The sequence below is a fragment of the Tenacibaculum mesophilum genome (genome assembly GCF_003867075.1).
In the GTDB taxonomy this organism is placed as follows: Bacteria; Bacteroidota; Bacteroidia; order Flavobacteriales; family Flavobacteriaceae; genus Polaribacter; species Polaribacter mesophilus.
In genome coordinates this window covers 1158530-1178884 of record NZ_CP032544.1, presented here as the reverse complement: position 1 = coordinate 1178884, position 20355 = coordinate 1158530, and the positions used below count along the sequence as shown (strand labels likewise).

General features: G+C 32.1%; 19 protein-coding genes. 9 read left to right on the top strand and 10 right to left on the bottom strand.

All coding sequences use genetic code 11. The features are described 5' to 3' along the window. Position 1 precedes the first annotated feature (1 nt). Positions 2 to 781, top strand: a complete 780-nt coding sequence (gene ppk2, locus D6200_RS05325) for a polyphosphate kinase 2 (protein WP_047789671.1) — start codon at positions 2 to 4, stop codon at positions 779 to 781. On the opposite strand, the gene D6200_RS05320 is transcribed toward ppk2, so the two are convergent. Continuing rightward, positions 782 to 1417 carry a low molecular weight phosphatase family protein gene (locus D6200_RS05320; protein WP_073183187.1) on the bottom strand — a complete coding sequence of 212 codons (636 nt, stop codon included), beginning with the start codon at positions 1415 to 1417 and terminating at the stop codon, positions 782 to 784. It lies immediately after the preceding gene. Positions 1418 to 1500: 83 nt separating this feature from the next. Here D6200_RS05320 and D6200_RS05315 point away from each other — a divergent pair, with 83 nt between their 5' ends. Together D6200_RS05315 and D6200_RS05310 are read left to right on the top strand one after the other, a co-directional pair. Beyond that, on the top strand, positions 1501 to 2046 hold the full coding sequence (locus tag D6200_RS05315; RefSeq protein WP_047789673.1) for a Smr/MutS family protein: 546 nt from the start codon (positions 1501 to 1503) through the stop codon (positions 2044 to 2046). A gap of 46 nt (positions 2047 to 2092) precedes the next feature. Then, a complete protein-coding gene (locus D6200_RS05310; protein WP_073183184.1) occupies positions 2093 to 3223 on the top strand; it encodes a cysteine desulfurase family protein in 1131 nt (376 codons plus the stop codon). 138 nt (positions 3224 to 3361) lie between these two features. Here the strand turns inward: D6200_RS05310 and D6200_RS05305 are convergent, their stop codons facing one another. From D6200_RS05305 to D6200_RS05290, 4 genes are all read right to left on the bottom strand, one after another. Further along, entirely contained in the window at positions 3362 to 6604 is a 3243-nt protein-coding gene (locus tag D6200_RS05305; protein WP_073183182.1) for a S41 family peptidase, read from the bottom strand. Between the two features lie 69 nt (positions 6605 to 6673). Then, positions 6674 to 8353: a gamma-glutamyltransferase gene (gene ggt / locus D6200_RS05300; RefSeq protein ID WP_073183180.1), complete on the bottom strand. Its 1680-nt coding sequence runs from the start codon at positions 8351 to 8353 to the stop codon at positions 6674 to 6676. Between the two features lie 6 nt (positions 8354 to 8359). Next, positions 8360 to 8947 (bottom strand): acyl carrier protein phosphodiesterase, encoded by a 588-nt coding sequence (locus D6200_RS05295; RefSeq protein WP_073183178.1) that lies wholly within the window; start codon positions 8945 to 8947, stop codon positions 8360 to 8362. 64 nt (positions 8948 to 9011) lie between these two features. After that, positions 9012 to 10475, bottom strand: a complete 1464-nt coding sequence (locus D6200_RS05290; RefSeq protein ID WP_073183176.1) for an aminoacyl-histidine dipeptidase — start codon at positions 10473 to 10475, stop codon at positions 9012 to 9014. Between the two features lie 70 nt (positions 10476 to 10545). Between D6200_RS05290 and recR the strand changes: the two genes are divergently transcribed. Beyond that, complete coding sequence (recR, locus tag D6200_RS05285; protein ID WP_073183174.1) at positions 10546 to 11163, top strand: recombination mediator RecR; 618 nt, start codon at positions 10546 to 10548, stop codon at positions 11161 to 11163. Between the two features lie 37 nt (positions 11164 to 11200). On the opposite strand, the gene D6200_RS05280 is transcribed toward recR, so the two are convergent. The 5 genes from D6200_RS05280 to D6200_RS05260 all read right to left on the bottom strand — a co-directional run bounded on the left by D6200_RS05280 (position 11201) and on the right by D6200_RS05260 (position 14960). Beyond that, a complete protein-coding gene (locus D6200_RS05280) occupies positions 11201 to 11590 on the bottom strand; it encodes a lipocalin-like domain-containing protein (RefSeq protein ID WP_073183171.1) in 390 nt (129 codons plus the stop codon). A 177-nt stretch (positions 11591 to 11767) separates the two neighbouring features. Further along, positions 11768 to 12352, bottom strand: a complete 585-nt coding sequence (locus D6200_RS05275; RefSeq protein WP_073183169.1) for a CopD family protein — start codon at positions 12350 to 12352, stop codon at positions 11768 to 11770. Between the two features lie 137 nt (positions 12353 to 12489). After that, complete coding sequence (hemH, locus tag D6200_RS05270) at positions 12490 to 13527, bottom strand: ferrochelatase (protein WP_073183167.1); 1038 nt, start codon at positions 13525 to 13527, stop codon at positions 12490 to 12492. Position 13528: 1 nt separating this feature from the next. Further along, positions 13529 to 14044, bottom strand: coding sequence for a TrmH family RNA methyltransferase (locus D6200_RS05265; protein WP_073183164.1), 516 nt, complete (start codon positions 14042 to 14044; stop codon positions 13529 to 13531). Between the two features lie 31 nt (positions 14045 to 14075). Continuing rightward, positions 14076 to 14960, bottom strand: a complete 885-nt coding sequence (locus tag D6200_RS05260) for a helix-turn-helix domain-containing protein (protein ID WP_047789684.1) — start codon at positions 14958 to 14960, stop codon at positions 14076 to 14078. Between the two features lie 211 nt (positions 14961 to 15171). On the opposite strand from D6200_RS05260, the gene hemA reads away from it, so the two are divergent. From hemA to hemB, 5 genes are read left to right on the top strand one after another with little or no spacing between them, the layout of a single operon-like run. Continuing rightward, positions 15172 to 16443, top strand: coding sequence for a glutamyl-tRNA reductase (hemA, locus tag D6200_RS05255; protein WP_073183452.1), 1272 nt, complete (start codon positions 15172 to 15174; stop codon positions 16441 to 16443). Beyond that, positions 16427 to 18013, top strand: coding sequence for a hydroxymethylbilane synthase (hemC, locus tag D6200_RS05250; protein ID WP_073183162.1), 1587 nt, complete (start codon positions 16427 to 16429; stop codon positions 18011 to 18013). The genes hemA and hemC overlap by 17 nt, the downstream gene beginning before the upstream one ends. Positions 18014 to 18015: 2 nt before the next feature. After that, positions 18016 to 18525 carry a hypothetical protein gene (locus D6200_RS05245; RefSeq protein WP_073183160.1) on the top strand — a complete coding sequence of 170 codons (510 nt, stop codon included), beginning with the start codon at positions 18016 to 18018 and terminating at the stop codon, positions 18523 to 18525. Beyond that, on the top strand, positions 18522 to 19349 hold the full coding sequence (locus tag D6200_RS05240) for a tetratricopeptide repeat protein (protein WP_073183158.1): 828 nt from the start codon (positions 18522 to 18524) through the stop codon (positions 19347 to 19349). The genes D6200_RS05245 and D6200_RS05240 overlap by 4 nt, the downstream gene beginning before the upstream one ends. A gap of 19 nt (positions 19350 to 19368) precedes the next feature. Beyond that, positions 19369 to 20331 (top strand): porphobilinogen synthase, encoded by a 963-nt coding sequence (hemB, locus tag D6200_RS05235; RefSeq protein WP_047789688.1) that lies wholly within the window; start codon positions 19369 to 19371, stop codon positions 20329 to 20331. The last annotated feature ends 24 nt before the right edge of the window (positions 20332 to 20355 follow it).

Genomic DNA, 20355 nt, shown 5'->3' with positions numbered 1-20355 from the left:
TATGGGGAAGTTAACTCAAAGAGATGTAAATAAATTAAATACAACAAGAGGTTTAAAGGCTTTACTGTCTAAATCTTTTAATATAGAAAGAGCAATTCGATATGTAGATTACGAACGAAAGTTAAAAAAATTACAAGTAGAGTTAATTCGTTTACAAGCTTGGACAATAAAAAAAAATGAACGAATAATTGTAATTTTTGAAGGAAGAGATGCTGCTGGAAAAGGAGGGGCAATACGTAGAATTACAGAACGTATCAATCCTCGTCATATGCGAATAGTAGCGCTTCCTAAACCAAATGAAGATGAAAAAACACAATGGTATTTTCAAAGGTATGTAGAACAGTTTCCAAAAGCAGGTGAAATAGTTTTTTTTGATCGCAGTTGGTATAATAGAGCAGTAGTAGAACCAGTTAATGGTTTTTGTACACAAGAAGAGTATGAGGTTTTTATGAATCAAGTAAATGATTTTGAACGTATGATTTTAGAGTCAGGTATTCGTTTGGTAAAAATCTACATGTCTATTAATAAAAAAGAACAAGCTAAACGATTCAACGATATAAAAAACAACCCATTAAAACAATGGAAAATGACGCCTGTAGATGAAAAAGCGCAAGAACTTTGGGATAATTATACAGAGTATAAAAAGGCAATGTTCTCAAAAACAAATACAGAAATATCTCCATGGAAAGTTATTCGAGCAAATAGGAAAACTATAGCAAGAATAAGTGTGATTAATCACATTTTAAAAAGTATACCTTATGACAAGAGTATAGAAGTGTAGCTAAGATAATTTTTGATAAATTTCTTCGAAAATAAAAAATAACTCACCAGCAATTTGTTTACTAACTTTTAAGTATGTTTCTTCGGTTAAGTCTGTATTGTCAGATGTTTGAGGGTCGTTATAAGGTAAATGAAAACGTTCAATAGCATCAGGTATATATGGACAGTTTTGGTCGGCATTATCACAAGTAGTTATAGCTACAAAAGGATAACTGTTTTGGGGGTGATCATATAACTTGGAAAAACCTAAAATTGATTTTTTAGTTCCTTTAAAAGAAACTAAGTACCTTGGATTCTGGTGAGAAAAATCAACAACGTTAAAGATAAAGCCAGTTTTTTGTAAACATTTCACTGTGTTTCTATGAAAAGAAGTGGTTTCTGTTCCGCCAGAATAGGTGAACATATTCTTTAAGTTAAAATATTCAATAGCAAAAAAGCTCCACACTTGTGCAAACTGACTTCTACGAGAATTATGAGTACAAATAAAATTTAAATTTATTTTTTCTCTGTCAAGATATTCTTCGTAAATAGTGTCTATTATTTCAACCAATAAATCTTTTCGGTCTTCGGTAAGGGTTAACTCTTTTCTAGCTTCCTCAAAGAAAATTTTTGTATTGATATTCTTAGTGTTTATCATTTATTTGCAGTTATTTTGCATAATTAAATCATTTGCAAAAATACAAGCTAATACCCTTTTGGCTAATTAAATAAAGGTTAAGGATGTGTTTAGAAATAGGAAATAAAGTAGCAGTAATTGATGCTGATATTAAAGGAGTTGTAACAAAAATTAAAAATGAAGAAATTTTTGTTAAAGATGAGGGAGGAATGGAGTATTGTTTTCTTAGGAAAGAGCTAGTAAAAGTTGAGGTAGATCAAAGTGAGTTAAGTAAATATTCGGATATTAACAATCCAATGCTTAAAGCCAAGACTCAAAATAAAGAAAAAAAGAAAAAAACATCTTTTATAAAAGATAAAAGAGAAGTGGTAATGGAAGTAGATTTACATGCTGAAAAGCTGTTAAAATCTACAAGAGGAATGGATAATTTTGATATTTTATCAATACAAATTAATACAGCAAAACATAAGTTAGAGTATTGTATATCTAAAAGAATATCAAAACTAGTTTTAATACATGGAGTAGGAGATGGAGTTTTAAAAACTGAGTTACAGTATTTATTAAATAATTATCCAGTTAAATATTACGACGCTTCTTATCAAAGATATGGGCAAGGAGCAACAGAGGTATATATTTTTCAGAATCAATAATTTTTTGAAAACATAACTATCGTTAAGAAAAACTTATTTTTGCTCTATGAAATCTGTTTATTTAGACAATGCCGCAACAACACCTATGTTGCCCGAAGTTATTGAGGTTATTCAACAATCAATGCAAACCAATTTTGGAAATCCGTCATCCATACATCAGCATGGTAGAAAAGCTAAAGCAGCTGTTGAAACAGCTAGAAAGAGTATAGCGAAACATTTTAATGTGTCTTCAAGTGAAATCATTTTTACAGCAGGAGGGACCGAAGCTGATAACTTAATTTTGTTTAATGCAGTCTTAAACTTAGGAGTAGAGAGAATTATTACTTCCAAGATAGAACACCATGCAGTTTTAAACACTGTACAGTTTTTAGAAGAAAAACATAATCTAGTAGTAGATTATGTTAAGGTAAATGAAGAAGGAGCTGTTTCAATGGAGAGTTTGGGGGATTTACTAAATAAATCAAAGAAAAAAACTTTGGTGAGTTTAATGTATGTGAATAATGAAATAGGTAATTTACTATCAATAGAAGAGGTTGTAGCATTATGTAAAGAGCATGAGGCGTATTTTCATTCAGATACCGTACAAGCTATTGGGCATTATGATATAGACTTACAAAAAACACAAATAGATTTTATCACTGCAAGTGCACATAAGTTCCATGGACCTAAAGGGGTTGGTTTTGCTTATTTTAAAAAAGGGATTGGAATATTACCAATGTTACATGGTGGTGAACAAGAAAAAGGAGCAAGATCTAGTACAGAAAACGTACATTCAATAGTTGGAATGGAAAAAGCGTTGACTATTGCTTTTGAAAATTTACAAAAAGACAAAAAATATATTTTTGGATTAAAGGAATATTTTACAAAAAAAATAAAAGAAGTTATTCCAAATATTAGAGTTAATGGAGAGTCAATAGAAAAGACTAGTTATACAATTGTAAATATACAATTTCCTTTAGAGGATAAAATGCTGTTATTTAATTTAGATTTATCTGGGATAGCTGTTTCTGGAGGTAGTGCATGTCAAAGTGGAAGTAGTAAAGGATCTCATGTGTTACGAGAATTCTTAAGTGAAAAAGAAGAAAAGAAAACATCTATACGATTTTCTTTTAGTAAATTAAATACAATTAAAGAAATTGATTATACGATAAATCAATTAAAGAGATTATTGAAATAGATAGAAAAGATAATATTGTTAATTATGAATTACTTTTTATTTTAGGAAATTATATGAGCAGACTCTTATTATATAATAAATAAGGGGGCTAAAAGCCCCCTGTTTTAAGAAGTTTTTATACTTTTATATAAAGTGATTTTAATATCCGGAAGGTCTTTTCCAACGCACAGGTGGAGCAGGTTCAGGTTTAGGAATAAATTCATTACTTTTTAATAAGCGTAAAGCTTCATCAACAGCTTTTTCTAACTGAGGGTCTTTTCCTTTTAAAATTTTACTTGGCTCTTGGTGTACTTCGATATCAGGAGCTACACCTTCACCTTCAACGGCCCAATTACCATCCAAATCAAAAAATCCACCACGTGGTGCAACCATTCTACCACCATCAATAAAAGCTGGAGTGTCCCAGGTTCCTACTAAACCTCCCCATGTACGAGTTCCAACTAGTGGTCCTAATTTTTTTTCTTTAAACATATAAGGAAGTAAATCTCCTCCAGAACCAGCACGCTCGTTAATAATCATCACTTTTGGTCCCCAAATACCAGCTATAGGTGTTGTCCATGGCTTTCTTTTATTAGCTTTACTATTAAAATACCCAAAAGGTTTTCTCGATAAAATATCAATCATATAATCGGCAGCACTACCACCACCGTTATTTCTTTCGTCTATAATAACTCCTTTTTTATCTTGCTGAGAAAAATAATAGCGATTAAAAGAGGTAAATCCGTTGTTTGAAGTATTCGGAACATACACATACGCTAATTTTCCGTTAGATAATTTATCTACTTTTCTCCTGTTTTCTTCTACCCAGTCTATAGAGCGCAAATTTCTTTCACTGGCAACAGGTTTTACCAAAATAGTTTTTGCTCCATTAACTGTGGGGTTAGAATTTGTCTTAATGTAAATTTCTCTTCCTGCGGTTTGCTCTAATGCTTTATACAGATTGTCTTTTGAAGTTACAGGAACTCCATTAACTTCTAATAAATAATCCCCTTCTTTAACATCAATTCCCGGAAGCCCTAATGGAGCTTTAATATTAGGATTCCAACGTTCTCCTTTGTATATTTTTGAAAACTTGTATAAGCCATTAGATTCTTCAAAATCACAACCAAGTAATCCAACAGGAACGTAGTTGGTTTTAGGAGTGTCACCTCCATAAACGTATGAATGACCAATAGCAACTTCACCGCTCATAATGTCTACAACATAGTTTAAATCAGTTCTGTGCCTTACATGATCAATCCAAGGAGCGTACCATTGATAGATTTTGTCCCAAGGTGCACCGTGTACATTATCAACATATAAAAAATCTCTCATATAGCGCCAACCTTCTTTAAAGATTTGATGAGCTTCAGCTTTTGGGTCGACCTTAATTTTTAAGTTGGTTTTTATAGAGCCTTTACCAGGTTTAACTGGAGATTTACTACTAACAATACTCCAGTTTCCTTTACTTGATAGTAATACAGACTCTCTGTCTTCTGAAACTGTTACTGAACGAGCTCCTTTAGTAAATTCAGTAGCTTTTTCTTTTGAAATGTCATAGTCATGGATAATCACATCAGGTTTGTTTTGAATAGCTTCAGCTATGAAAACATGATTTTTTGGTGCTTTGTATAAAGCTGTATAATTTTTAGCAGGTAATTTTAAGGCAATAGCTCTATTGAAAATACCTTCTTCATCAATCACAACTTTTATTTTATCAGCTTCTTTTGATGTTTTTTTATCGTCTTTTTTTTCTTTTTTGCTCTTTTCTTCTGAATCTTTCTCTTCATCAGTTTTCGGTAGGTTAGGAGCTTTGTCTTTGCTGTTCAAAACAACGGCATATAAGCTACGAGTTACTGAAGGGTCGTAAGAACTCATGTCTAACCACCCAGATGCTAATCCGTAGTTTGTGCTAGCCAAGGTATAAATATATTTCCCTGAAGCATCCCAAACAGGTGAAATAGCATCTGCTAAAGGATCTGTAATTTGAATTGTTTTTTTGGTGCTGATTTGATATGCGTAAATAGATTTAAAATGATTTTCATTTTGTTTAGCATAAGCAATCCAATCACTATCAGGAGACCATTTCGGATTCATGGTTCTATTTGGATGTGCAAAATTATCAGTAGCTACTTTTTCAGCTTTTTTAGTTTCTAAATTTAAAATCCAAATATTAAAATGCGTATCGGTAAATGATACATATTTACCATCAGGAGACCAATCTGGTCTAAAATAAAAAGTAGGATTAGGAATGGTAATATATGATTTGTTGTCTCCATTTTGGTCGGAAATCACCAATTCGTATTCTCCATTTTTATCAGAAAACCAAGCTACTTTATCTCCTTTTGGAGACCAAATAGGATACCTATCAGCTACACCTGAAGAGTTGGTTAAGTTTCTCCAAGTACCATTTTCTTTTGGGACAGTAAAAATTTCACCGCGGTATTCAAAAATAGCTCTTTTTCCTTTAGGGGAAATATTAGGGTTTGTTAAATTTCTTCCTTTTACATCCATCCAACGAGTTCTAGCATAGTTTAAATCACCATGAACTGTTATCGGTATTTGTTTGGTAGTTGAGGTGTTAGGATTTAAAAAGTGGATGTATCCTCCTTGTTCATAAACAATTCCGTTTGAATTAGCATCTAAGCTTTTTACATCAAATCTTTTATGGAATGTAAGTTGTTTTTCTTGTTTGGTTGCCAAGTTATATGACCAAATATTACTAGTATAGTCTCTTTCAGAAATGTAGTAAACATTACCGTTGTACCAAACAGGATCTAAATGCCTTTCTTTGTCTTTTTGAGGAGTTTTAACTAGTTTTTGATTTTGCATATTTAAAATCCAAATAGGCATTGCTTGACCACCACGATAATTTCGCCATTCTGCATCCCAACTCGTAATAGGGGTGTAGGCAAGGTATTTACCATCTTTTGAAAATTCTCCATAAGCAGCTCTTGGAACGTTTACAGCTTTAGGTAATTCTCCTTTAAGTGAAACAGTATAGAATTTAGTAGTTTGGGTTGGTCTGCCTTCTCTAGATGAGCGAAATAAAACTTTGTTATCAGGTGTCCAGCCTTGTACAAAGTCACCACTTGGATGATAGGTTAATCGTTTGGGTTCACCACCAGTAGCAGGAATTACATATACATCAGTATTTCCATCGTACTGTGCAGTAAAGGCAATCATAGTACCATCATTAGAGAAATGTGGGTTTGACTCATAGCCGTCATCACTGGTAAGTCGTATGGCATCTCCACCTTTAATCGGAGCCTTCCAAAGGTCGTTTGCATATACAAAAACGACTTCAGAGTTAGATATTGTAGGTTGTCTTAAAAGGCGTGTTTCTTGGGAAAAGCCAGTGTAGCAGGTAGCTAAAGTGAGTAAGGTCAGTATTTTTTTCATGCTTTGTTGAAATTTAAATCTTAAAACTACTTAATTAGTTGTTAAAGGGAGTGAAAAAAATGTTAAAAACTAAAACCCTACAGCGGTGTCGTCCCCTCTAGGGTCTGCACCGCCTTCTAGTTTTCCGTTAGGAAGCACTAAAATAGCATCTACTTTTCCTATAACAGGTGAATTTGTTTCATCTAATTTGTATCCTAATTGTTGTAAGTCTTTTTTTACTTGTTCGTCAAAACCTTTTGGTTCCATTTTAATTACATCTGGTAACCATTGATGGTGGAAACGTGGTTGATTCACGGCTTCTTGCATTCCCATATCAAACTCATGTACATTTAAAATAGTTTGCAAAACTGAAGTAATAATTGTTGAACCTCCAGGAGTTCCTACAACCATGTATAGTTGACCATTTTTTTCTACAATAGTAGGAGTCATAGAGCTTAACATGCGTTTTTCGGGTTCAATTTTATTCGCTTCAGCTCCAACTAAACCAAACATATTCGGCACACCAGGTTTGCTTGAAAAATCATCCATTTCATTGTTTAAGAAAAAACCTAAATCTGAACAATATAGCTTAGAACCGTAAGCTCCATTAATGGTTGTTGTGGCTGAAATAGCATTTCCAAATTGATCAACAATAGAGTAGTGGGTGGTTTCATCACTTTCAACCATTGTAATATTTCCATGAGAAACATCGGTTGAAGAGGTGGCTTTTTCAAAAGAAAAATCAAGCATTCGATTTTTTGTGTATTCTTTACTGATGAGTGTCTTAATAGGAATTTCTACAAAATCAGGATCTCCTAAGTAAAAACTTCTATCTGCATAAGCTCTACGTTCTGCTTCAGTAATTATCTGCATAGTTTTTGTTGAATTATGACCGTATTTATCTAAATCAAACGGTTCAATTCCGTTCATTATTTGTGCTAAACAAATTCCCCCACTAGCAGGTGGAGACATTGAAATAATTCGTAAATCGTCGTAGGTAAAAGTGATTGGAGTTCTCCATCTAGCTTCATACTTAGCCAAATCTTCTTCGGTCATAATTCCGCCATTGTTTTGCATAAAATCAACAAGGCGTTTAGCGGTTTCTCCTTTGTAAAACTCATCACGACCATTTTTTGCAATACGTTCTAAAGTTGCTGCTAAAGCAGTATATTTGATAGTGTCTCCCTTTTTCCAAGGCTTGTCAAAAAGAATAGAGTCTTTATTTACTTCTAAAAAATAATGTTGATACTTTTTTATACGGTCTTCTTGTTTTTGAGTAACTACAACTCCTTTTTTAGCTAAAGCTATGATTGGTTTTAAAATCTCTTGAATAGGTAATGAGCCGAATTTTTCATGTGTGGCAAAAACACCAGCCACTGTTCCTGGAATTCCTGCAGCCATAGCTCCTAAAGTACTTTTGTTTTTAATTACATTTCCTAAGCTATCTAAATACATGTCTTTATGAGCAGCAAGTGGAGCTTTTTCGCGATAGTCAAGCGCACCAATTTCTCCCGTATTTTTTCTATATACCATGAATCCACCACCACCAAGATTACCAGCGTAAGGATATGTTACTGCTAAAGCTAATTCTGTGGCTACCATAGCGTCGAAAGCATTTCCTCCTTTTTGTAAGATATCCGAACCAATTTGTGAAGCTTCTTTACGAGCAGAAACTACCATAGCCTTTTCAGTAATTGTACCTAGAACTTTTTCTTTTTTACAGCTATATAATACTGTGAGTGTTAAAAAAAATAAGAATGCTTTTTTCATGTGTTGTTAACTTAGTTCTTTTAGTTTTTGATGAGAGAATGTGCGAAGGTCTTCAAAAAAAGTAGCGAAATCATTTTCGAAAATCTGATAATTCTCTAACAAATCTCCGGTCGCTAAATTCATTTTTGATTTCCCATTAGTGCGTCTATTCATTCCGTTTAGGACTTCCTGAATCCCTTTAGCAAATTGATAATTATATAACCAGTCATACTGTATCATGTAGGGTAGCATTTCTTGTGTTTTTTCAGGAAGAATATCAATATTGTCTTGAAGTAAATTATAGACAGAGTTTACATAGACGTCTAGTGGGATTTGTGAATAATTTTTCCAGTTTTTGGCTAAATAATGATCGTAAAAAATATCGATAATTACTCCGTCATAATGACGATATCTTTCGTGAAGGCGACGCTTACTGATTCTAACAATTTTATGCGCATCTGTGTAGGTGTCAATTTCGCGATGTAACAAAATTCCTTTTTGAATGTCTTCATGATAGTGAGAGAAGTTTCTTCCTTTTACATGGTCGGCAATAAAGTTACCAATCATTACATTAGTGTTGTTGTCAGAAAGATATAAATGCGCTAAAAAATTCATTTTATAAATGTAAACAAAAAACCACAACTGAAAAGCTGTGGTTTTAAAGTTTATGTATAAGTCTTTAATTCTTAACTGGAGTGTTCTTTAAAATCTCTAATAAAAATTTCCAGAATTTTTGTGTTGATGATATTTGTGCGCGTTCATCAGGTGAATGTGCACCTTTAATATTCGGACCAAAAGAAACCATGTCCATTTCTGGGTAGTTTTGGCCTAAAATACCACATTCTAACCCTGCATGACATGCAGCTACAATAGGTTTTTCGTTGTGTAACTCTTCATATAAATTAGTTACAGTTTTTAAAATCTCAGAATTTACGTTTGGTAACCATCCAGGATACGAACCAGAAAACTCTACATCAAAACCAGCTAATTCAAAAGATGAACGTAATGAGTTAGCTAAGTCCCACTTATTTGTTTCAGAAGAAGAACGTGTTAAACATCCAATTTTAATAGCTCCATCTTTTACAATAATACGAGCAATGTTGTTTGAGGTTTCTACTAAACCTTCAATATCAGGGCTCATTCGATATACACCATTTAAAGCAGCATAAACGGCTTTAATTAATCCTTCTTGAACGCCTAGATCCATTACAGTTTCAGGAGTGTCAATTTCTTTTAATTCAATAGTTAGATTAGGTTCTAGTGTTGAAAACTCAGCTTTGATGTTGTTGATAAGCTCATGTATTTCAAATTGGAAAGGTTCTTTAGAAACAGCATCAATAACTACAGTTGAAAAGCTTTCGCGAGGAATAGCATTACGTAAACTACCTCCGTTAATTTCCGAAACACGTAAACCAAAGTTGGTAAACCCATCAAATAATAAACGGTTCATAATTTTGTTAGCGTTTCCTAAACCTTTAATAATATCCATTCCTGAGTGACCACCATTTAGTCCAGTAACAGAAATTTCATAGGCGATTGTGTTTTCAGGAGTAGTTTCTTCACTATAATTTCTAGTAGCGGTAACATCTACACCACCAGCACATCCCATTCCTATTTCATCATCTTCTTCAGTGTCTAGATTTAATAAAATTTCACCTTCTAATAAACCTCCTTCAAGTCCCATTGCACCTGTCATACCTGTTTCTTCATCAATTGTGAATAAAGCTTCGATAGCAGGGTGAGGAATATTAGTAGATTCTAAAACACCCATGATAGCAGCAACCCCTAAACCGTTGTCAGCTCCTAACGTAGTTCCGTCAGCTTTAACCCAATCACCATCTACAAACATTTTAATACCTTCGGTGTCAAAATCAAAAACAGTATCAGCATTTTTCTGGTGTACCATATCTAAATGGCTTTGCATAACTACTGTTTTTCTGTCTTCCATTCCAGTTGAAGCAGGCTTGCGAATAATTACATTCCCAACTTTATCAACCATGGTTTCAAGATTTAATTTCTTACCGAAATCTACCATAAACTGAATTACTCTTTCTTCTTTTTTAGAAGGGCGAGGTACAGCGTTTAAGTCGGCAAAATTTTTCCAAACAGCTTTTGGTTCTAGGTTTCTTATCTCTGAATTCATGTGAATTGAAGTTTTAATTTTAAAGCTACGAAGATACTTAATCCTTATCGAAAAATTGTAAATTCGCAGCATGGATTTTTCGTCAAAATTATTAGAAAATGCAGTAAATGAAGTAAGCAGATTACCGGGTATTGGTAAGCGGACAGCACTTCGTTTGGTGTTACATTTATTAAAACAACCGAAAGAAAACACGAAGTATTTGTCAGAGGCTTTAACGCATTTACGAAATGATGTAAAATCGTGTAAAAAGTGTCATAATATTTCAGATACAGTGCTATGTGATATTTGTAGTAACCCGAAACGAAATGCTGAGATTGTATGTGTGGTAGAAGATATTCGTGATGTAATGGCGATTGAAAATACAGCGCAATACAGAGGTTTGTACCATGTGTTAGGGGGAAAGATTTCTCCTATTGAAGGAATTGGTCCTCAGAATCTACAAATTGAATCGTTAGTGGAAAAAGTAAAAGAAGGAGAGGTTAAAGAACTGATTTTTGCTTTAAGTTCTACCATGGAAGGAGATACCACGAACTTTTATATTTACAAACAGATAGAAAAGTACGGAGTAACTACATCAACCATTGCTAGAGGAATCTCGGTAGGAGATGAGTTAGAATATGCAGATGAGGTTACACTTGGGCGAAGTATTGTAAATAGGATACCTTTTGAACAATCGATAAAGGGATAAAAAAAGCGAAGTTTTCGAACTCCGCTTTTTAAGCTAATTATTTTCTCCTGTAAGCTAGTTCTTCTTCGCCCGATTCTAGAAAAATTAAAGTATTATTGTTGTCTTCAAATCTAATTGAGGTATCTATGGATACCCCTTGTTTTTCTAAAGTATATAGGTTTTCGCTTTTTTTGTTCCAATTACCTATAGTTGTGCCAGTGCTTACACATTCATCATCTGTTAAAGAAAGGTAAGTGTTAATTATTAAATCAAAATCATTTTCAAAGGTTATTGTTGATTTTTTTGTGCAATCATCAGCGTCATCACCATACTGACGGATTAATTGCCATTTTCCAATAATAATATCATCACTCAAAGGAGTATTCTCGTTTGAAGAACAAGAAAGTAGGCTTGCTGTTAAAATTGATAGTGTAATAAATCTTTTCACAGCTTAGTGTAATTTAAGAGTTTATAATAGTAGACGAAAGTAGTAAAGTTAATTGTGTAAAAAAAGATATAAATAGTAATTTTGGTTTTTAGAAATTATAACAAAACGTAGAAAAAAACAGCTTTGGAACTCCAAAGCTGTTTTTTTAAGTATTAATGTTTTCTAAGGTTCATGATTTTAACTTTTATCATCTTCTTCAATTAACTCTTGTTCGTATTTATCCCACGATTTTTTAGCTCTTACTTTTTTATAATAACGAATACCAATCATTAATAATATTCCAAATAGAATAATTCCTACCACACCCCAGATCCAGTTAATAGCACTTTTTAAAACGACTAAAAATACAACAGCGAATAAAATTACAGTTGGAATTTCATTAAACATGCGAAGCTTATTAGGTGAGTATTTAATCTCATCACGTTGTAGTTCTTTGTAAATTTTGTGACAAAATCCGTGGTAAAAATACAGCGCTAATACAAAGGCTAATTTTACATGCATCCACGGCATTTTTAAATAATAAGGATTTTTATATAGCATCCAAAAAGCAAAAAAACTCGCTAAAAATAGAGAAGGCCAAGTAATGATATACCATAAACGTTTAGACATTAACTTGTATTGGGTTTGTAATATAGACTTGGCTGGTTCGTCTTTTTTTTCAGCTTCTACATGGTAAATAAACAGACGACCTATGTAAAATAATCCTGCAAACCAAGTTACTACAAATATAATGTGTAATGCTTTTACGTATAGAAAATCCATGAGTTTTAATGTTTGAAAGTTGTAAAGTTACAAGTTTTTAATTTTGTTAACTGATAACTTGAAAGAGATTATCACGTCGTTATCACTCTTCATAATGACAATTTTTAGTGTCATTGCCGGCGAAGCGTGGTAATCTGTTAATTGTTTGTTGTTAACTGAAATTCATTAATCCATCCAGCTAAAACATCTACCCATTCATCATTATCATTAATACAAGGAACGGTGTAGAACTCTTCACCACCAGCTTCTAAAAACTCGTGTTTTCCTTCCATAGCTATTTCTTCCAACGTTTCTAAACAGTCAGATACAAAAGCAGGAGTTACAATAGCTAATTTTTTAATGCCATCTTTTTCTGCTTTATTTACAATAGTTCTGTCGGTATACGGTTGTAACCAAGGATCTACTCCTAAACGAGATTGAAATGAAGTTGATACTTTATTTTCGTCTAAACCTAATTCAGAAATCACATTTTTAGTAGTTTGATAACATTGGTGGCGGTAGCAATACTTATGAGCTTCAGAAGATGTATTACAGCAACTTAAGTTTCCTGGGAGAGGGTTACAGTGCGATTTTGTAATGTCAGATTTTCTGATGTGACGCTCTGGAACTCCATGATAAGAGAATAAAATATGGTCGTAATCTTTATCAGATAAATAATCCTTTATACTATTAGATAGTGCTTTGATGTATTCTGGTTTGTTGTAAAAAGCAGGTACATCGGTAATTTTCATGTTAGGAAAGAGTTCTTTTCTTAACTCTTCAGCTAATACCAAAATAGTTTCAGTAGTTGCCATGGCAAATTGAGGGTATAACGGAACTAAAAGTACTTCTGTAACACCTTTATCATGTAGTTCTTGTAATCCATTTTTAATTGAAGGATTTCCATAACGCATTGCCAAAGCAACAGGTAGTTCTGTTTTTGCTTGTACCTTGTTTTGTAAACGTTCAGATAAAACGATTAAAGGAGAACCTTCTTCCCACCAAATTTTTTGATAGGCTTCTGCCGATTTTTTAGGACGAGTATTTAAAATAATACCTTTAACAATAAATGTTCTTAGCCAGTAAGGAACGTCAATAACACGTTCGTCCATTAAAAATTCTCCTAAGTATTTTTTTACGTCTTTAGGGTTTGTGCTTTCTGGTGAGCCAAGGTTTACTAATAAAACTCCTTTCATACTATTTCAAGTTCTTTTCTTTTAACTGATTTGTTGTTTCGTATAATGCGATAGCTAAACTGTGAATTACATTCATGCTAGAATTTCTTCCGTACATTGGTATCGCAACTGTTGCGTCTACTAAATTTATGTTTTCTATACCGTTTCTTTCGCTACCCAAAAGTAATACAATTTTAGAATGTGTACAGAAATCGTAATCGCTAATATCTATGCTTTCATCGGTAATTTCAATTCCAATAATAGTGTTTCCTTCTTCTTTTAATTGATGGATAAGTTGTTCGAAATTGTTATACGTATTATGTGATATTTGTTGAATTGTATTTCGAGCAGTTTTTTTTACAATTCTATTATCTACAGAAGGAGAGCTTTCGTGTAAATATATTTTAGATACGCCAAAACTTTCTGAAATTCGAAAACACATTCCTATATTTTCAGGAGTACGGATAGTATCACAAACAATGGTTATAGGAAATTCTTGTTGGTTATTTTCTATATCGTAATGAGTAAGTTGTTTCATTTTATTAAGATTATGAGTTTTTAATTTTTTTCTACTGTTGTAAACTCATTACATATTGTTTAGGGGTAGTGCCAAACTTTTTTTTAAAAGCAGCAATAAAATGACTAGAAGTACTATAACCAACCTGTAAACCAACTTCGTTAACATTATATTGGTTACTTTCTAATAGTTTTCTAGCATGATCCATTTTATAGTCAAACAAAAAGCTGTATACAGTATCTCCATAAATTTGTTTGAATCCTTCTTTTAATTTTTTTAAGTTTAAACCTACTTCGTTAGATAAATCTTGTAAACTAGGAGGCTCACTCATTCTAGCAATGATTATATCTTTTGCTTTTCTTATTTTTAAAACTTCACGATCATCCACCAAAAAAGGACAATATTCTTCGTTGGTGTTTTCACCGCTGTCAAAATGTAAACTCAATAGCTCGTATGTTTTTCCTTTTATATAAAGGTCTTTCATAGAGCTTTGGTTTTTCGCTGTTAAAATTTGTTGAAGTACGAATAAAACATTAGCACTTATTTCTGCGTTGTCGTAATATTTTTTATTTTTATTATTTTCACTTAAAAAAGGTATATAACTAGCTTCTTTAGAGAAAAGAGCGTGAAACTTTTCAATAGAAATTAAAACTGAAACCAAAGAGGTTTTAGGTAGTATTTCTAAATTGATAGGTAAATCTTGTTGTGGGTTATATAGGAAAATTGAATGTTTGTCTAAAACATTAAAAGTATAACTATTGTTATTGAAGTTAAACTTACAATTACCTTTAACACAGTAGTGTAGTTGTATGTATGAGTTGTCTATATCTCTTTTAAAAAACTCCGTTTGGTCAGAATTGTTTTGAAATTTTAGGACAAAAAAACCTTTTTCTATAGAAATTTCTCTAAATGTACTTTCTGCGATGTTTTTTGACATGAATTTAGTGGTTTACGTAAAACTTGTTATTTAGAATGGTTCTAAAATAAAATGTTTTCCCTAGTCTATTTTACTACAAAAATACACTTTTAAAGAAGTTTTTAGGGGGTTTTTAAGTGAAAAAACAAATAGCGACATTAAAAGTTCTTTTAGCGATACTTTTTTTTGTTCAATATTTATATTTTTGACCGACTTTTTTGAAGAAGACTCAATGATAGTAGAAAACAAACATCATAATAATTTATACAATATAGGCGTTAGTTATAAAAAGGCTGATGCTTTGATTAGGGGGAAATTTAGTATTTCTAAAGAAAATCAAATACAACTTTTAGAAGAAGCCAAGCAAAGAGGTATAGACGGAATTTTTGTGTTGTCTACTTGTAATAGAACAGAAATTTGTGGTTTTGCAGAACATCCTTTTCAGTTAATAAGCATGTTGTGTAAATACTCAAATGGTTCGGTAGAAGAATTTGCAAACGTATCAAACGTATACAAAAACAAAGAGGCTATTAACCACCTTTTTAGAATGGGAACAGGGTTAGATAGCCAAATTTTAGGTGACTACGAAATAGTAGGGCAGTTGCGTCAGGCATTTAAACAAGCTAAAGAAGTAGGAACTACAAATGCTTATTTTGAGCGTTTGTTGAACCATGTAATGCAAGCAAGCAAGCGAGTTAAAAATGAAACTAAGTTAAGTTCAGGTACCACTTCAGTATCATATGCAGCTGTTCAATACTTAATTAATAATTTACCAGATTACAACTCGAAAAATATTTTAGTATTTGGATTAGGTAAAATGGGAAAACATACCTGTAAAAACCTAGCAGAATACACACAAAATAAATCGGTAAGTTTAATTAATAGAACTGAAGAAAAGACTTCAGCATTTGTAAAAGAACATAATTCTATTAGAAAAGCGTCATATGCAAATTTAGCAAAGGAGGTTTCAAATAGTGATGTTCTAATTGTTTCTACAGGAGCAAGTTTTCCTACGGTTACAAAAGAACATGTTTCAACAGATAAGGAATTGTTGATTTTAGATTTATCAATGCCAGCAAATGTGTCAAAAGAAGTGGCAGGTTTAGAGAATGTAACAATGGTAAATATAGATGATCTTTCCAAAATAACTGATGAAACATTAGCAATACGCCAACAAGAAGTACCATTAGCAGAGGCGATTATTGAAACTCATAACCAAGAATTTCAAGAATGGTTAAATCATAGAAGATTTACGCCAGCAATTACTGCTTTAAAAGAATCATTACAAAATATTCAACAAGGAGAAATAGCCTTCCATAAGAAGAAAATTAAAAATTTTGATGAAGAACAGGCAGAAATATTAACATCAAGATTTATTCAAAAAATAACCACACAGTTTGTTAAACACTTAAAAGACGAAGAAACTTCGGTAAATACAAGTATTGAAGTAATGGCTAAAGTGTTTGGAGCAAATTTAGAAACCATCCATGCAGAAGATAATTAGAATAGGTACCCGCGATAGCCAATTGGCTATGTGGCAAGCAAGAAAAGTTCAAAAACTTTTAGAAGAATTAGGCCATCAAACTCAATTAATCCCCGTTAAAGCAACGGGTGATTTAGTTTTAGATAAACCCCTTTATGAATTAGGAATTACAGGGATTTTTACTAAAAATTTAGATATCGCTATGTTGAATGACGACATTGATATTGCAGTACATTCTATGAAAGATGTTCCTACAGTATTGCCAGAAGGTATTATACAAGCAGCTGTTTTAAAACGTGCTAATTATAACGATATATTGTTGTTAAAGGACAATGAAGAGTTTATGGCGCAACCCAACGGAGTAGTTGCTACAGGTAGTTTACGTAGAAAAGCCCAATGGTTAAATCGTTATCCAACTCACAAGGTAGAGGGTTTACGTGGAAATGTAAATACACGCTTGCAAAAGTTAGAAAGTAATGACTGGAACGGTGCTATTTTTGCAGCAGCAGGATTGGAACGTGTAGGTTTAAGACCTAAAGGAGCTGTTAATTTGTCTTGGATGATTCCTGCACCAGCACAAGGAGCTATAATGGTTACAGCTTTAGATGAAAATCAAGAAATAAAAGAAATTTGTGCTAACCTAAATGATAAAGACACTGAAATTTGTACAGGTATAGAGCGTGAGTTTTTAAATCGTTTAGAAGGAGGGTGTACAGCACCTATTGGTGCATTAGCTTTTATAAATGAGAAAGAAGAAGAAATTAACTTTAAAGGAGTTTTACTAAGTAGAGATGGTAAAAAGAAAATTGAAGTTAGCAAGAAAGTAAAAGTAGGAAAACATAAATATATAGCAAAAGATTGTGCGAATTACGTGATAGATAAAGGAGGGAAGCTAATTATGATGGAAGACGAAGGAATTGAAAAACAGTTTTCAATCTATTCGACAAAAAAACTATCAGAAGCACAAAAAAAACTATTACCAACAAGCATGAATGTTCAGGATAGTGATTTTATTAAAATTCGTTTTAATAGAATTGCTCCTAAAGTAGTTAAGGAAGAAATAGAAAATGTAATTATTACTAGTAAAAACGGAGTAGAAGCATTACTAAACTCATTTACTTCAGATGAATTACAATTTAAAAATATTTATTGTGTTGGTAGAAGAACCAAAAAGTTAATTGAACAACGTATAGGAAAAGTAACACACTCAGAAAGAAATGCTAAGAAACTTTCTGATTATCTATCAAAAGAATTAAAAGGGCAGGAGGTAACTTATTTTTGTAGTAATGTACGTTTAGATACTTTACCACTTATCTTAAAAGCAAAGGGCATTACTGTAAATGAAGTAGAAGCTTATAAAACAACGTATAGTCCAGCAAAAGTTAATGAAAAGGTAAATGGAGTGTTGTTTTATAGCCCATCAACAGTAGAGAGTTACATGGAAAAAAATACTGCAGATAAAATAGCCTTTTGTATTGGAGATAGTACTGCTAACGAAGCAAAAAAACATTTTAAAGAAGTACAAATAGCAAAATTACCAACAGTAGAAAGCGTTTTGGAGTTGGTTAATTTACATTTTGTAAAGGAATAGAAATGAAGGGAATGTTTTATTTTATGTGTTTTTTGTTTCTTTTTAGCTGTAAAAATAAAAAGACAGAAAAACTTATATATCCACGTCAAATAGGAGATATTGGTTATGATGTAAAGTTAGACAGTCCAAGTTTTATTCCATGCAACGGAAATGATAAAATATTTCAATACTTCAATAATGGCAAAGGTTTAGAGTATAAAGGAAGTAAAAGAGAAATAGAAAATTTATTTAAAAAAAAGTATACTCATATAAAAGTGGATGAAAGCGGATTGATAAGGATTCGTTTCATTGTTAACTGTAAAGGAGAAACAGGCAGGTTTAGAGTTATACAAATGAATAATAACTACGAACAATTTACTTTTGATAATAGAATCACTAATCAGCTATTGATGTTAACTCAAAGCTTAAATGGCTGGAAAACAAAACAAGATGGTCGAGATAGAGAAATAGATTATTATCAATACTTGATATTTAAAATTGAAAAAGGAAACCTTATTGAAATTTTACCATGAGATCTATTATAATATGTTTGTTAAGTTTTTTTGCGAGTAATGCTTTTACTCAAAACTGCAATGCATACAAATGGGAAGGGGAGATTAAAAAATATGAGGCTTGTAAAAAACAAAAAGAAGCCTATCAATTTTATCAGTTCACCAAAGAGTATCAAGAATTATTAGATGAAGCCATACAGATAGATTCTACTTATGATAAAGCTTATTGGGCTAAGTCAATTGCATATTTAAAAAGTGGAGATTTTTTATCATGGAAACCATTAATTGACAAGGCTGTAGAATTAAATCCTAAAATGCATTTAGGTTATAGAGGATGGTGTAGATATCAATTTTTTAGAGATTATAAAGGAGCTATAAAAGATATAGAACAATATGAAAAAATTATAAAAGATGATATAGGTTACTGTCAAAATGGAGACTATCATTTACGAATAGCAAAAGCAATTTGTTATAAAGCAGTTGGAAAAAAAGATAAGGCAATTAAAATAATAGAGGATTATTTAAAAGATAATAACGAAGAACCTGATCTGTACAACTATTTTCATCTAGGAGTTTTGTATTTCGAAAAAGGAAATTATAATAGAGCTTTAAGTAACCTTATGAAGCAAAAGGAGAATAATAATTTAGCAGATAATAGGTACTACATAGCAATGTGTTATAAAAAAAAGAATAACCTCAATAAGTATAAAGAAATAATATTAGAAGCAAAGAAGTTATTTGAAGAAGGATATTTATTAAATGATCCATACACTCATCACTATGATAAGGTGTATTTGTCTCAAATAGAAGAAGAAATTAATAAAAGTAAAAGATTTACCCCTTAAACTTTTAAAAAGAAAATTAATGTTTAGAACACGAAGACTAAGAAAAACAGAAAACATCCGTCGATTAGTTAGAGAAAATAAGCTTTCGGTAGATGATTTTGTATACCCATTATTTATTGAAGAAGGAACAGGCATTGAAACCGAAATTCCATCAATGCCAGGAATCAATCGTTATTCATTAGATACTATTTCTAAAGAATTAGATGAAGTTGTAGCTTTAAAAATTCCAGCAGTATTGTTATTCGGTATTCCATCTAAAAAAGATGATGAAGGGACTGAAACTTGGAATGATAACGGAATTATGCAACAAGCTATCCGATTCATAAAAAAGAATTACCCAAGTTTATATGTAATTACTGATGTATGTTTTTGTGAATATACAAGTCATGGTCATTGTGGAGTTATACACGATAATGATGTAGATAACGATGCAACTCTAGTTAACTTAGCAAAACAAACCGTATCACATGCGAAAGCTGGAGCAGATATGGTAGCACCATCAGGAATGATGGACGGTGCTATAGCTATGATGCGTGAGTCGTTAGATAATACAGGTTTTGCGAACTTACCAATCATGGGATATTCTGTAAAATACGCATCAGGATTTTACGGACCTTTCAGAGAAGCGGTAGATTCAGCACCGTCGTTTGGAGATAGAAGAACGTATCAAATGGACCCTTCTAATAGAGATGAAGGTTTACGTGAAGCAACTTTTGATGATGAAGAAGGAGCAGATATTTTAATGGTAAAACCAGCTCTATCGTATTTAGATATCATAAGAGATTTAAAAAATAATTTTGATAGACCTATTGCTTGCTATAATGTAAGTGGAGAATACTCAATGGTAAAAGCAGCAGCCGAAAAAGGTTGGATTGATGGTGAAAAAGTAATGATGGAGAGCTTACTTTCTATGAAAAGAGCTGGAGCAGATATTATCATAACCTATTTTGCCAAAGAAGCAGCTAGAGTTTTAAATAGATAATTAAAAAATGAGTTAATCAACTAA

Excerpts from the sequence above, each read along its gene's own strand:
- ppk2 (WP_047789671.1), top strand. The coding sequence starts at position 2 with ATGGGGAAGTTAACTCAAAGAGATGTAAATAAATTAAATACAACAAGA.
- D6200_RS05320 (WP_073183187.1), bottom strand. The coding sequence starts at position 1,417 with ATGATAAACACTAAGAATATCAATACAAAAATTTTCTTTGAGGAAGCT.
- D6200_RS05315 (WP_047789673.1), top strand. The coding sequence starts at position 1,501 with ATGTGTTTAGAAATAGGAAATAAAGTAGCAGTAATTGATGCTGATATT.
- D6200_RS05310 (WP_073183184.1), top strand. The coding sequence starts at position 2,093 with ATGAAATCTGTTTATTTAGACAATGCCGCAACAACACCTATGTTGCCC.
- D6200_RS05305 (WP_073183182.1), bottom strand. The coding sequence starts at position 6,604 with ATGAAAAAAATACTGACCTTACTCACTTTAGCTACCTGCTACACTGGC.
- ggt (WP_073183180.1), bottom strand. The coding sequence starts at position 8,353 with ATGAAAAAAGCATTCTTATTTTTTTTAACACTCACAGTATTATATAGC.
- D6200_RS05295 (WP_073183178.1), bottom strand. The coding sequence starts at position 8,947 with ATGAATTTTTTAGCGCATTTATATCTTTCTGACAACAACACTAATGTA.
- D6200_RS05290 (WP_073183176.1), bottom strand. The coding sequence starts at position 10,475 with ATGAATTCAGAGATAAGAAACCTAGAACCAAAAGCTGTTTGGAAAAAT.
- recR (WP_073183174.1), top strand. The coding sequence starts at position 10,546 with ATGGATTTTTCGTCAAAATTATTAGAAAATGCAGTAAATGAAGTAAGC.
- D6200_RS05275 (WP_073183169.1), bottom strand. The coding sequence starts at position 12,352 with ATGGATTTTCTATACGTAAAAGCATTACACATTATATTTGTAGTAACT.
- hemH (WP_073183167.1), bottom strand. The coding sequence starts at position 13,527 with ATGAAAGGAGTTTTATTAGTAAACCTTGGCTCACCAGAAAGCACAAAC.
- D6200_RS05265 (WP_073183164.1), bottom strand. The coding sequence starts at position 14,044 with ATGAAACAACTTACTCATTACGATATAGAAAATAACCAACAAGAATTT.
- D6200_RS05260 (WP_047789684.1), bottom strand. The coding sequence starts at position 14,960 with ATGTCAAAAAACATCGCAGAAAGTACATTTAGAGAAATTTCTATAGAA.
- hemA (WP_073183452.1), top strand. The coding sequence starts at position 15,172 with ATGATAGTAGAAAACAAACATCATAATAATTTATACAATATAGGCGTT.
- hemC (WP_073183162.1), top strand. The coding sequence starts at position 16,427 with ATGCAGAAGATAATTAGAATAGGTACCCGCGATAGCCAATTGGCTATG.
- D6200_RS05245 (WP_073183160.1), top strand. The coding sequence starts at position 18,016 with ATGAAGGGAATGTTTTATTTTATGTGTTTTTTGTTTCTTTTTAGCTGT.
- D6200_RS05240 (WP_073183158.1), top strand. The coding sequence starts at position 18,522 with ATGAGATCTATTATAATATGTTTGTTAAGTTTTTTTGCGAGTAATGCT.
- hemB (WP_047789688.1), top strand. The coding sequence starts at position 19,369 with ATGTTTAGAACACGAAGACTAAGAAAAACAGAAAACATCCGTCGATTA.